This is a genomic window from Rhodoferax saidenbachensis, assembly GCF_001955715.1.
GTDB classification, from domain to species: domain Bacteria; phylum Pseudomonadota; class Gammaproteobacteria; order Burkholderiales; family Burkholderiaceae_C; genus Allorhodoferax; species Allorhodoferax saidenbachensis.
In genome coordinates, this window is the sequence record NZ_CP019239.1 from 3,555,798 (window position 1) to 3,568,203 (window position 12,406).

The window sequence follows — 12,406 nt, forward strand, 5'->3', positions numbered from 1 at the left end:
TTGCCGCAGGTTTAGAACGGCATCTTGGGCATGCCCTTCATGCCTCCCATGCGTTTCATCATCTTCATCATGCCGCCGCCACTCATCTTCTTCATCATGGTCTGCATCTGCTCGAATTCCTTGAGCATGCGGTTGACGTCCTGCACCTGCACGCCGGCACCGGCGGCGATGCGGCGCTTGCGGGTCGCCTTGATCAAATCTGGCTTGCGTCGCTCCAGCGGCGTCATGCTGTGGATGATGCCTTCCTTGCGTTTGATGTCTTTCTCGGCCTTATCCATATCGACCTGACCAGCCTTGGCCGCCATCTCGGCAGGCAGCTTGTCCATGAGGCTGGAGAGGCCCCCCATTTGTTTCATCTGCTGAATCTGGGCCAGGAAGTCGTTGAGGTCAAACCCTGCACCGCTCTTGACCTTGGCCGCGAGTTTTTGCGCCGCTTCTATATTGACGCCGGCCGTGACCTGCTCCACCAGCGCCAGAATGTCGCCCATGCCCAGAATGCGCCCGGCGTGGCGTTCGGCGTCGAACACCTCCAGGCCGTCGAGCTTTTCGCTGGTACCGGCAAACTTGATCGGCGCGCCAGTCACCTGGCGCACGGACAGGGCCGCGCCACCGCGCGAGTCGCCATCGGTCTTGGTCAGGATGATGCCGGTCAGTGGCAGCGCTTCCTTGAAGGCTTTGGCCGTGTTCACCGCATCCTGGCCCTGCATGGCATCGACCACAAACAGGGTCTCCACAGGATTCAGCGCGGCGTGCAGTTGCTTGATTTCCAGCATCAGCGCCTCGTCAATCGCCAGACGGCCTGCGGTATCGACCAGCAACACGTCAAAGAAATGTTTCTTGGCGTAATCCAGCGCGGCGCGACCAATGTCGACCGGTTTTTGGTCGGGCGTGGACGGGAACCACTCGGCACCGGCCTGGGCCGTCACCGTCTTGAGCTGCTCGATGGCCGCGGGGCGGTACACGTCACCCGACACGGTAAGCACTTTTTTCTTGCGCTTCTCAATCAGGTGTTTGGCCAGTTTGCCGGTGGTCGTGGTTTTACCCGCGCCTTGCAAACCCGCCATCAGGATGACGGCCGGGGGTTGTGCCGCGAGGTTGATGTCGCTCACCCCCTCGCCCATGGTGGCAGCAAGTTCCTTGTTGACGATGCTCACCAGCACCTGCCCCGGCTGCAGCGAACCCAGCACTTCCTGGCCCAGCGCTTTTTCTTTCACGCGGGCAATGAAGTCACGCACCACGGGCAGCGCCACGTCGGCTTCCAGTAGGGCCATGCGCACTTCGCGCAGCATATCGGCCACGTTGGTTTCGGTGATGCGGGACTGTCCCCGCAAATCCTTGACGAGGCGTGAGAGTTTGTCGGAAAGAGCGGAGGCCATAGAAAGTATTCCGTGCAACGGAACCTGTAGTGGAGCCAGCAAGAGGCTGGCAGGGAGCAAAACGCTAAACTGTACCCATGGTGCGACTCGATGTCGCTTCTGTAGCTGAACTAATCAGCCTTTCAAAGCGCAGTCTCCCTCTGGGAAACTGTAGTTTACTCCCTCGGGAGTAATCATCAGAAGATCGCTATTTGCCTGCAAATAGTGATCGTGGATTTGCCCGGGAGGGCGAATCCTCAACGCGGAAACCATCCTTGGATGGGGTTTTCGTTGTCAATATGCCACATTGAAACGTAAAAGTTTGTAAATGTGGGGCCGCTACTTTGGCGGCAAAACAGAGCGTTACCGCTCTCTGTGTCTTGTTTCCTAAGAAACCACGTCTGGAACGGCGTGACCTCGACTGCACGTGCATCTGGAGTAATTCGGGTGTGCGGAGCTACGGATAAACGAACTGTGCGCAAGCACATAAGGCTGACGCGAGTCAGTCCCAATCCCACGAGCAAGAAGTGGGTAGGTCGCCGAGGTATAGGGTATGGGAAATGTAATGTGAACTCTCGTCTGAACCGTCGTTAACAGTAAATAGCTAACGCTTGTTTCCCTCGCATGGGGGGAGCTATGGCCAAAAGGCACGAAGTCTGGATGCTCCTGTCATTGGCTGAGCATCGTTCCCTATACGACTTCCGGCGGATAGAGAGTCCCTAACCCCATCTTCTGGCTTGCCAGCCAGATGGGCACAGAGGGAAACGAGGTAAGCCCCACTCACCGCCAGCCCGCAAGGGTTGGCAACCTGCGAGTAATCAAAGGCCATGGTGGCGGGGGTAGAGGATTGAGCAAAAAACGAATGGCCGTCTGTAATGGACGGTATAGGGGCTCTGCCCCGCAGTGAAAGCTGGCTGACTTGCTCAGGGTGCGACAGCGTAAAGCCGTTGCGACTTTTAACTATGACCCAGAGGGTATCTGACCCTCTGGGTCAGTGCCTTCTTCAAATGGGTTGTTACCTAACTGGAGAATGGTATGGAACACATCGGCAACGATGCTGCGTCTCCGGACGAATCAAGTGAATGGCACTCCATCGATTGGAAGGCCGTCATGCAGTTCGTAGGAAAGGCGCAGATGCGCATTGCGCAGGCAGAAACGGAGAAGGATTTCCGACGGGTCGCAAGACTCACACGGAGCCTGATCCGATCCTGGCAAGCAAGGGCACTTGCTGTCAGGAAAGTAACGGAAAACCAAGGGAAGCGAACGAGTGGCATCGATTGCGTCCTATTGGATACGCCAACGAAGAAATGGAATGCGATAAGTTGTCTTGTCAGTAGAGGATACCGAGCGAAACCCTTGCGGCGAGTTTGGATTCCGAAACCAAATGGAAAGGAAAGGCCATTGGGCATACCGACCATGAAGGACCGCGCGATGCAAGCGCTTTTTCTGCTTGCACTGGAACCTGCTGTGGAATGTGCGTCCGACCCGAATAGCTACGGCTTTAGGAAGGGGCGATCAACACATGACGCACGGAGCCAGTTGTTCGTATCTCTATCCCAGAAGGCCTCGGCCTCTTGGGTGCTGGATGCGGATATCTCTGGGTTCTTTGACAACATCAACCATGACTGGCTGCTGAACCACGTCCACATGGACAAGGTGACGTTGCGAAAGTGGCTGAAATCTGGAGTGATTGACGCGGGTCAACTCCAGCGCACGGATGAAGGCACGCCGCAGGGCGGCATCATCTCGCCGACGTTAGCGAACATCACGCTCAACGGTCTCGAAACTGGTTTGATGCGATTCCTCCGGGGAAAGTTGAAAGCCAAAGGGGTCGCAGCGGGTAAGGTGAACTTGGTCAGGTATGCAGATGACTTCGTGGTGACGGGCAGCTCGAAAGAGTTGCTTGAAACTGTGGTTCGACCTTGGATTGTGGAATTCCTGCGCGAGCGGGGACTGACGCTGTCCGAGGAAAAGACGCGCATCGTGCATATCGATCAGGGATTTGATTTTCTAGGGTGGAACTTCCGTAAATACGGGGGCAAGCTGCTCATCAAGCCGAACCAGAAAAACGTGAAAGCGTTCTACGGCAAGGTGAAGGAAATCATCGCCACTTCGGTGTCGGTTCCAACAGAAACGCTGATAAAGCGCCTGAGCCCAATCTTCAAAGGTTGGGCTCAGTACCACAGGGGAACGGTTGCAAAGCAAACCTTCAACAAAATTGATTCTCTGATTTATTGGAGGTTGATGCGTTGGGGTCTGCGAAGGCACCCCCGCAAGACTTCGGGCTGGGTGTACGAGCACTACTGGAAACAGTGTGGTTCACGCAAACAGTTCGCAGGATTGCAAGATGACCCGTTCGGGGGTGTGGAGAGGATACCGCTACCGCTGTATCGCCTCTCGGATATGAAAATTGTCCGACACACCAAGGTCAAGGGGGATTACAACCCCTTTCACCCGGATTGGGTTGCCTATGGCGAGAAACTGCGTGTGCAACGGATGGGTGAAACCATCTGGAGCGCGCAAAGGGCCTCGCTGTGGTTCGACCAAGGTGGTAAGTGCGCTCTCTGTGAGCAAAACATAGACATGGCTGATGAAAACATGGACGACCACCATATCGTCTATCGGCAGCTAGGCGGGAGTGATGCTCTCTCCAATCGGGTGCTGTTACATCCGATCTGTCACAGGCGTGTCCACGCCCTAGGTTTGAAGGTTATCAAGCCGGTCCCCAGTACGGGGGACTTTAATCTGGCGAAGCAGTCGAAGGTTGTGCAACCTGATGACGCTGTGTAGCCAGTGGTCGTGCGTGAGCCGTGTGCGGTGAAAGTCGCAAGCACGGTTCTTAGGGGGGGATATCATCGAAAGATGGAATCCCTACCCTCCATTTTAGCCAGTGCGCCCCCTGTTCAGCTGATCCTGTCGGTTTTGGCCGCCATTGCCTATGCCTGGCCGGCGCTACGGGCCCAGCACTTGAGCATGCGCACCGCCAAGGCCTGGGTGGGCGTAGCGTGGCTGTTACACGGAACGGTGCTGGTCTGGAGCCTGTGGGGCGCGTCAGCCCGTTTTGGTTTTGCGCCCGCCCTGTCCATGACCACTTGGCTGGTAGCGGCGGTGTACGGGGTGGAGAGCCAGTTCTTCCCGCAACTGCCCACCCGCTGGGCGCTGAGCGCCATTGGCGCGGCCGCGGTGATGCTGGCTTTCATATTCCCGGGCAATGCCATGCCCAACACCGCCTCCGTCTGGTTGCCGATGCATCTGGCTTTTGGCGTAGCCTGTTACGGCCTGTTTGGTACGGCAGTGGTGCACGCCTGGTTCATGACCCGGGCCGAAAAACACATTCGCCACGCCGAAGACCCGCACAGTGGCCTTCCCTTGCTGACATTGGAGCGCCTGACTTACCGATTCGTAGCGGGCGGTTTCGTCTTGCTAAGCCTGACGCTGGCGCTCGGCTTTGGTTATGGCGATGTGTTGTACGGCCTTGACCACGCATGGCACTGGGACCACAAGACCGTCTTCTCGGTGCTGGCCTGGCTGACCTTCGCCACGCTACTGGTAGGTCGCGCGGGCTTTGGCTGGCGCGGCAAGCGGGCTGTGGGTGTCCTCTATACCGGATCGGCCTTCCTGCTGCTGGCCTATGTAGGCTCGCGCTTTGTGATGGAGATTGTCTTGGGGCGCACGTTGTGAAATACCTGTTGGTTTTTGCGGTGGTCTTTCTGGTCGCCTGGCGCTGGCGCAGCGCGCGCACGGGGCAACAGTTGAAAAAGGCGCAAAAGAAAGCCGCCGCCCAAACCGCTCCCATGGATATGCTGGCTTGCGGCCAATGCGGATTGCATATCCCCGCCCAGGATGCTTTTGCCGGCACGCGTGGTAGCTACTGCAGCGCGGCCCATCTGAAAATAGCGGAGCACTGAATGCGGGAGGACGCGCCCGCGCACTCCTGGTTTGGCCCCACCCTGCTGGACACCTCACCAGACCCAACCGAAGACCCCCGCGAATTAACACGCCTGTGGCGCGGCTTCATGACGGCCCGCCTCACGCTGGGCCTGGTCTTGGTGATGCTGCAGCTGGCGCTCTACATCACGGGGACGGCCCACAACCAATGGCTGATCGCTGTCAGTGCGGCTTATTTTGCCGGCACGGTAGCCACCCGCTTACTGACCAGTCCCAAGCCGCTGGGCAGTGCATTCAACCGCAACTGGCTGATGCTGGTAGGGCTGGACGTTTTGACCTTTGCTTCACTGCAGTGGATGCAGGGCAGTAACCTCAATTACACGCCGCTGTTTGCCTTGCCCATTTTGCTGGCGGCCGTGCTGGGTTCGCTGCGCATGGCACTGGGCACCGCCGCCAGCGTCACGATGCTGCTGCTGGGCGGCACTTTGTGGACGTATCTGGGCAGCCCGATGGACGCCACACCGTATTTTGTTCAGGCAGCGCTCAGCGGCGTAGGTTACTTTGCCATCGCCCTGCTGGCCAACCAGTTGTCTGCCCGATTGGCCGATGAGGGACAGCGCGCGCGACGCAGCCAGGTGGCGGCACGCATCCAGCGACAGGTCAATGAGTTGGTGATTGAGTCCCTGCCCGATGGCGTGCTGATTGTGGACACCGCCGGGAGCGTGCGGGCGGCCAACCCGGCGGCCCGCCAGTTACTGGGATCACGGCGGGCCCAGCAGTCGACGGGATTTGGCCTGCGTGATGAGCCGGGATGGAGGCCTTTGCTGGACCTCACCCGCATGAGCGTGGGCACCGGGCACAACCAGGAAGCCGATGTATCCATACGGCACGAAGGCCATGGCCCGCGCCGGCTGCGTGCACGCACCCGTCTCGCCGCCCCCCAAGGCACGGATGGCGAAAGTCTGTGCGTGCTTTTTCTGCAGGACCTGCGCGAGCTGGAAGCGCGCATGCGCACCGAAAAACTGGCCAGCATGGGCCGCATGTCTACCGCCGTCGCCCATGAGATTCGCAATCCCTTGGCCGCGATTGCACAAGCCAATGCGCTTCTGGACGAAGACCTCAGTGACCCTCGGCTCAAAAGGCTCACCGGCATGGTCAGCCAGAATGCCAAACGGTTGGAGAAAATTGTCGAGGACATCCTCAATGTGTCACGCGTACAGCCGCTGGAAGACATACACGCGGCGCCCTTGGTGCATATCAATGAATCGGTGCACCGCATCTGCCACGACTGGGCAATGCAAAACAATGCCCAACAGCAACTGGCCACCCAGTTGCCTGACACAGAGTCAGCCGTGCCGTTCGACGCTGACCATTTGCGCCGGGTACTGATCAACCTGCTGGACAACGCGCGGCGCTATGCGAGTTCCCAGCCGGACGCGATACAAGTTGGCGTCCGCACCACGGAGTCGCAGCAGGCCCGCCTGACGATCTGGAGCGACGGCGCCCCGATGGACCGCTCCGTGGAGCGCCACTTGTTTGAGCCCTTCTTCTCGTCCGAGAGCCGCTCCAGTGGACTGGGCCTGTATATTTGCAGGGAATTGTGTGAAAGCCATGGCGCCACCATCCTCTACCAGCGCAATGTCCGCCCGACCCGCGGACAGGTCGTGGAGGGCAATGAATTTGTCATAGGCTTTGCGAACACACCATCCAACGACACCCAGCCAGCCAACCTCAACACCACCCCATGGCAAACCACGCTGTACTGAGCAACGCCCAGGTCCTGGTCATCGACGATGAGCCGGATCTGCGCACGCTTTATGAGCTCACCCTGCTGCGGGAAGGCTACCGTGTGGAAACAGCTGGCTGCGTACAGGAGGCCCGGCAACTGCTGGCCTCCCATAGTTTTGACGTGGTGATCACCGACATGCGCCTGCCCGACGGTATGGGCACCGACATCCTGCAGGATCTGAAGACCCAGCAGCGCACTGAGCGCTGTATCGTGATCACGGCCTACGGTTCGGCCGAGAACGCGGTGGAATCCCTCAAGGCGGGCGCTTTTGACTACCAGACCAAACCGGTGGATTTGAAACAATTTCGCACTGTGGTGGCATCCGCGGTACAGGATGTCTCACCGCGCCATGCCCCCCAAAAGACTGCGGCCGGCTCACGTCCGCCCGAAACGGCAACACGCTCACTCAGCGGAGCCGCAGCGCTGGCACGTCTGGCCGGTGATTCCGCCAGCATGCGCAACGTCAAGGAACGCATCGCCAAAGTAGCGCGCAGCATGGCCCCGGTCATGATCCGCGGTGAATCCGGCACCGGCAAGGAGCTGGTCGCCGGCGCTCTGCATGCCAACAGCCACCGCGCCAGCGGCCCTTGGGTGGCCGTGAATTGCAGCGCCATCCCGGAAAACCTGCTGGAAGCCGAGTTTTTTGGCTCCAAAAAAGGCGCCTACACCGGATCTACCCAGGACCGGCCAGGGTTCTTTCAGAGCGCCAGCGGTGGCACGCTGTTTCTCGACGAAATCGGCGATCTGCCACTGGCCATGCAATCCAAGCTTTTGCGCGCCATCCAGGAGCGCTGTGTGCGCGCGATTGGCGCCGCCCAGGAAGAGCAGGTGGATGTGCGCATCATCAGCGCCACCCACAAAGACCTGCCTGCCGAAGTCAGCACCGGGAAATTCCGCCAGGACCTGTATTACAGGCTCAATGTGATCGATATTTTCGTGCCGCCCTTGCGGGAGCGCCGCGAAGACCTGCCCGTACTCTGCGAAGCCCTGTTGGCCCGGATTGCAGAGGAATCCGGCATGCCCGTACCCGACCTGTCCGAACAAGCACTGCAGCAACTGTCTACGCAACTCTTGCCCGGCAATGTGCGGGAGTTGGAGAACCTGCTGCACCGTGCCGTGGCCCTATCTGACGGTGAGGTACTGCAGTTCGACGACTTGCAGCCTTCCAATACCAGTCCCGCCCCTCTCGAATACACGCCCCCCCCCACAGTCCGCCCCTTCTCTACGGAAATTTCACTGCCAACCGATTTGCAAAGCCATCTGGACCAGCAGGAGCGCGACATTCTGGTTCAAACGCTCAAGGAAACCGGATTCAACCGGACAGTGGCGGCCCAGCGTCTGGGCCTAAGCCTGCGCCAGATCCGCTACCGCATTGCGCGGTTGAAGATAGATGCCCCCCTTTCCCCTGGCGAAAGCCCCGATGCCTGAACTGCGTGAAACCAACGCCACCAGTTGGCAAAAGGGCTGGTACCGTTTTGCACGCCACCTGCCCTCCCCCAACTTCGGCGCACGTCCGGCAGACGCGCAGATCGACCTGGTCGTGCTGCATTCCATCAGCTTGCCTCCTGGTGTGTATGGAGGAACGCAAGTACAAGAGCTGTTTACCAACCAGCTCGATTGGTCACAGCACCCCTACTTCAAAAGCATCGAGGGTTTGCAGGTGTCTGCGCATTTCTATATCCAGCGCGGTGGTGAAATCTGGCAATTTGTCAGTTGTGATGACCGCGCCTGGCATGCAGGCACCTCCCACTACCGGGGCAGAGATAACTGCAATGACGACTCCATCGGCATAGAGCTGGAGGGCTTGGAGGGCGACACGTTTACCCCTGCACAGTACGAGGCGCTGCAGGCCCTGTGCCCAGCGCTGGTGCAGCACTACCCCATCGCCCACCTGGCGGGCCACGAGCACATCGCGCCCGGACGCAAGGCGGACCCCGGACCAGGGCTGGATTGGGCACTTTTGCAACACACCCTGGGGCTTGCCCCTCAGTGTTTCCCCGATAGCGTAAAAAAAATCTGCTGAATTGATTTGCGCTTTTTCGCATCACCCTCGGCCTGCCAGTCGGCGGTCCTTCCGATCTGATTTCCGCTAAACCCTGATGGCATGCGGCCATGCTGGGCAAATGGGCTGGAATGCAGCGCCAGTACTGCGCCAGCCCGTTGGAATGCGCAAACCACAAGGCTTGCGCGACAACGGAAGCCGTCGTCGCAGGCATCGGCAAAACAGTCTCGCCTATGCAAATTCAGGGGGCGAATTCATTCCAGGGTCATTTTCAGCAGATACACTACCTGTAGTGGCTTGTAAGCTATCCAGACCCCAGATATAGTGTGTGCTGCCCATAACGAAAGAAGCCCAAGAAATGCTCTTTCTGATCACGCACCAGTTCTGCCCAAGCCATAAAAAATACTGATTTAGACGAGGAAATCATGCAATCTGTTTCAAACGTATCCAGCCCCGTCGCCACGGGAGTCCTGACGGCCCATAGCGTCCCAGACGTGGACCACAGCGCAACCAGCGCGTTGGCCCACTACCAGATCATTCGCCGCAACGGCGCAGTGGTCCCGTTCGAGCCCAACAAGATCGCCGTGGCCTTGATGAAGGCCTTTCTGGCGGTGCACGGCACCCAGGGCGCAGCGTCCGCCAGCGTGCGCGAAACCGTAGATGGCCTGACGCAACAGGTCATCCGTGCTCTCATGCGCTCACGCCCCGGTGGCGGCACCTTCCATATAGAAGACGTGCAGGATCACGTAGAACTGGGTCTGATGCGTGGCGGCCACCATGAGATCGCCCGTGCTTATGTGCTGTACCGCGAACGCCGTACGCAAGAGCGCGCCAAACAGGTTGCACAGGAAGCGCCTCCCACGCCCGCACTGCACGTACTGGAAGGTGGCCAACGCGTAGCCCTGGACCTGAACCAGTTGCGTCTGAAAATCGAAACCGCCTGCGCTGGACTCGGCGCTGACGTCAAGGCCGAGCCCATTTTGGCCGAAACCATGCGCAATTTGTATGACGGCGTCCCGATGGACGAAGTCTACAAAGCGTCCATCCTGGCCGCACGTACCCTGATTGAAAAGGACCCGGACTACACGTACGCCACCGCGCGTCTGCTGTTCCATACCATCTCGCGCGAAGTGCTGGGCCGCGACGTGGCACAAGCCGACATGCAGGAAGCCTATGTGGACTACTTCCCCGGCTTTATCAAGCGCGGCGTGGACGCAGAATTGCTGGATGAAAAACTGCAACAGTTTGACCTGAAACGTCTGGGCGCTGCACTCAAGGCCGACCGCGACCTGAAGTTTGATTATCTGGGTCTGCAAACGCTGTATGACCGCTACTTCTTGCACGAAGGCAAAACCCGCATCGAATTGCCCCAGGCGTTCTTCATGCGTGTGGCCATGGGCTTGTCGCTGAATGAAATTGACCGCGAAGCGCGTGCCATCGAGTTCTACGAGGTGTTGTCCTCGTTTGACTTCATGTCCAGCACACCCACACTGTTCAACAGCGGCACGCTGCGTTCACAGCTGTCGAGCTGCTACCTGACCACGGTCCCTGACGACCTGGATGGCATTTACGAATCCATCAAGGAAAACGCATTGCTGTCCAAGTTCGCCGGCGGTCTGGGCAACGACTGGACACGCGTGCGCGCCCTGGGCTCCCATATCAAGGGAACCAACGGCGAATCGCAAGGGGTGGTGCCCTTCCTGAAGGTAGTCAATGACACGGCAGTAGCCGTGAACCAGGGCGGCAAGCGCAAAGGTGCAGTCTGCACCTACCTGGAATCTTGGCACCTGGATATCGAAGAGTTCCTGGAGTTGCGCAAGAACACCGGCGATGACCGCCGCCGCACCCATGACATGAACACCGCCAACTGGATTCCTGATCTGTTCATGCGCCGCGTGATGGAAAAAGGGACCTGGACCCTGTTCTCGCCTTCCAACGTGCCCGATTTGCACGACCTGTTCGGCGCTGACTTCGAAAAGGCCTATGTCGCCTACGAAGCGAAAGCCGCACGCGGCGAGATCAAGCCTGCACGCACGCTGCAAGCTGCAGACCTGTGGCGCAAGATGCTGACCATGCTGTTTGAAACCGGTCACCCCTGGATCACGTTCAAGGATGCCTGCAATGTGCGCTCGCCTCAGCAGCACGCTGGCGTGGTGCATTCCAGCAACCTGTGCACCGAAATCACACTCAACACGTCAGACACCGAAACCGCGGTGTGCAACCTGGGTTCGGTCAACCTGCTGCAGCATCTGAAAGACGGTGCCGTCGACCACGACAAGCTCAAGCGCACCATCACCACGGCCATGCGCATGCTGGACAACGTGATTGACATCAACTACTACGCCGTCAAGAAGGCACGCGACTCCAATCTGCGCCACCGTCCGGTTGGCCTGGGTGTCATGGCCTTCCAGGACAGCCTGTACGAATTGCGCATCCCCTACGCCTCCAATGCGGCTGTGCAGTTTGCCGACGAGTCCATGGAAGCCATCAGCTACTACGCTTACTGGGCATCCACCGAATTGGCCCGTGAGCGTGGCAAGTATTCCTCGTTCCGTGGCTCGCTGTGGGACAAGGGTGTCCTGCCTCTGGACACCTTGGACATGCTCGCCAGCGCACGCGGTGGTTATGTGGAAGTGGATCGCTCCTCCACCCTGGATTGGGATGCGCTGCGCAAGAAGATTGCCACGGACGGCATGCGCAATTCCAACTGTGTCGCGATTGCACCCACCGCCACCATCTCCAACATCATTGGCGTGGACGCCTCCATTGAGCCTTGCTTTGGCAATCTGTCGGTCAAGTCCAACCTGTCGGGTGAGTTCACCGTCATCAACAGCTACCTGGTGCGTGATCTGAAACGCCTGGGTCTGTGGGACGACGTCATGGTCATGGACCTGAAGCACTTCGACGGATCGCTGAGCCCGATCGACCGCGTGCCGCAAGAGATCAAGCAACTCTACGCCACGGCATTTGAAGTGGAAACCCAGTGGCTGGTGGAAGCTGCCGCCCGTCGCCAGAAGTGGATTGACCAGGCCCAGTCCCTGAACATCTACATGGCAGGCGCCTCCGGCAAGAAGCTTGATGAGACTTACAAGCTCGCGTGGTTGCGTGGCCTCAAAACCACCTACTACCTGCGCACCATGTCTGCCACCCACGCAGAGAAGTCCACGGTGATGGCCGGTCGCATGAATGCAGTGTCGTCAGGCAATGACGCCCAAGGCTCCACACGCACATCGAGCGCACTGGAAGCGGCTGCCGCAGCGGCACAAGCACAGATGGAATTGGCCACCAACGCTGCAACAGACATCAAGTTCTGCGGTGTGGATGACCCCACGTGCGAGTCCTGTCAGTAAATGCAGCGCCGTGATGCCAACG

General features: G+C 59.0%; 8 protein-coding genes. 7 read left to right on the plus strand and 1 reads right to left on the minus strand.

The window, feature by feature from the left end; genetic code table 11:
* Positions 1-11 precede the first annotated feature (11 nt).
* Positions 12-1,376 (minus strand): signal recognition particle protein, encoded by a 1,365-nt coding sequence (ffh, locus tag RS694_RS17000; protein ID WP_029708519.1) that lies wholly within the window; start codon positions 1,374-1,376, stop codon positions 12-14.
* A 1,014-nt stretch (positions 1,377-2,390) separates the two neighbouring features.
* On the opposite strand from ffh, the gene ltrA reads away from it, so the two are divergent.
* The 7 genes from ltrA (at position 2,391) to RS694_RS17040 (ending at position 12,384) form a co-directional block, all read left to right on the plus strand.
* Entirely contained in the window at positions 2,391-4,145 is a 1,755-nt protein-coding gene (ltrA, locus tag RS694_RS17005) for a group II intron reverse transcriptase/maturase (RefSeq protein WP_029708520.1), read from the plus strand.
* Between the two features lie 72 nt (positions 4,146-4,217).
* Positions 4,218-5,036, plus strand: coding sequence for a cytochrome C assembly family protein (locus RS694_RS17010; protein WP_029708521.1), 819 nt, complete (start codon positions 4,218-4,220; stop codon positions 5,034-5,036).
* On the plus strand, positions 5,033-5,263 hold the full coding sequence (locus RS694_RS17015; RefSeq protein WP_029708522.1) for a PP0621 family protein: 231 nt from the start codon (positions 5,033-5,035) through the stop codon (positions 5,261-5,263). The genes RS694_RS17010 and RS694_RS17015 overlap by 4 nt, the downstream gene beginning before the upstream one ends.
* Positions 5,264-7,009 carry an ATP-binding protein gene (locus tag RS694_RS17020; RefSeq protein ID WP_029708523.1) on the plus strand — a complete coding sequence of 582 codons (1,746 nt, stop codon included), beginning with the start codon at positions 5,264-5,266 and terminating at the stop codon, positions 7,007-7,009. It abuts the gene before it with no gap.
* Positions 6,988-8,460: a sigma-54-dependent transcriptional regulator gene (locus RS694_RS17025; RefSeq protein WP_076069853.1), complete on the plus strand. Its 1,473-nt coding sequence runs from the start codon at positions 6,988-6,990 to the stop codon at positions 8,458-8,460. The genes RS694_RS17020 and RS694_RS17025 overlap by 22 nt, the downstream gene beginning before the upstream one ends.
* Positions 8,453-9,055, plus strand: coding sequence for a 1,6-anhydro-N-acetylmuramyl-L-alanine amidase AmpD (gene ampD / locus RS694_RS17030; protein WP_029709419.1), 603 nt, complete (start codon positions 8,453-8,455; stop codon positions 9,053-9,055). The genes RS694_RS17025 and ampD overlap by 8 nt, the downstream gene beginning before the upstream one ends.
* A gap of 404 nt (positions 9,056-9,459) precedes the next feature.
* Complete coding sequence (locus tag RS694_RS17040; protein ID WP_029709421.1) at positions 9,460-12,384, plus strand: ribonucleoside-diphosphate reductase subunit alpha; 2,925 nt, start codon at positions 9,460-9,462, stop codon at positions 12,382-12,384.
* Positions 12,385-12,406 lie beyond the last annotated feature (22 nt).

Excerpts from the sequence above, each read along its gene's own strand:
- ffh (WP_029708519.1), bottom strand. The coding sequence starts at position 1,376 with ATGGCCTCCGCTCTTTCCGACAAACTCTCACGCCTCGTCAAGGATTTG.
- RS694_RS17010 (WP_029708521.1), top strand. The coding sequence starts at position 4,218 with ATGGAATCCCTACCCTCCATTTTAGCCAGTGCGCCCCCTGTTCAGCTG.
- ltrA (WP_029708520.1), top strand. The coding sequence starts at position 2,391 with ATGGAACACATCGGCAACGATGCTGCGTCTCCGGACGAATCAAGTGAA.
- RS694_RS17020 (WP_029708523.1), top strand. The coding sequence starts at position 5,264 with ATGCGGGAGGACGCGCCCGCGCACTCCTGGTTTGGCCCCACCCTGCTG.
- ampD (WP_029709419.1), top strand. The coding sequence starts at position 8,453 with ATGCCTGAACTGCGTGAAACCAACGCCACCAGTTGGCAAAAGGGCTGG.
- RS694_RS17025 (WP_076069853.1), top strand. The coding sequence starts at position 6,988 with ATGGCAAACCACGCTGTACTGAGCAACGCCCAGGTCCTGGTCATCGAC.
- RS694_RS17040 (WP_029709421.1), top strand. The coding sequence starts at position 9,460 with ATGCAATCTGTTTCAAACGTATCCAGCCCCGTCGCCACGGGAGTCCTG.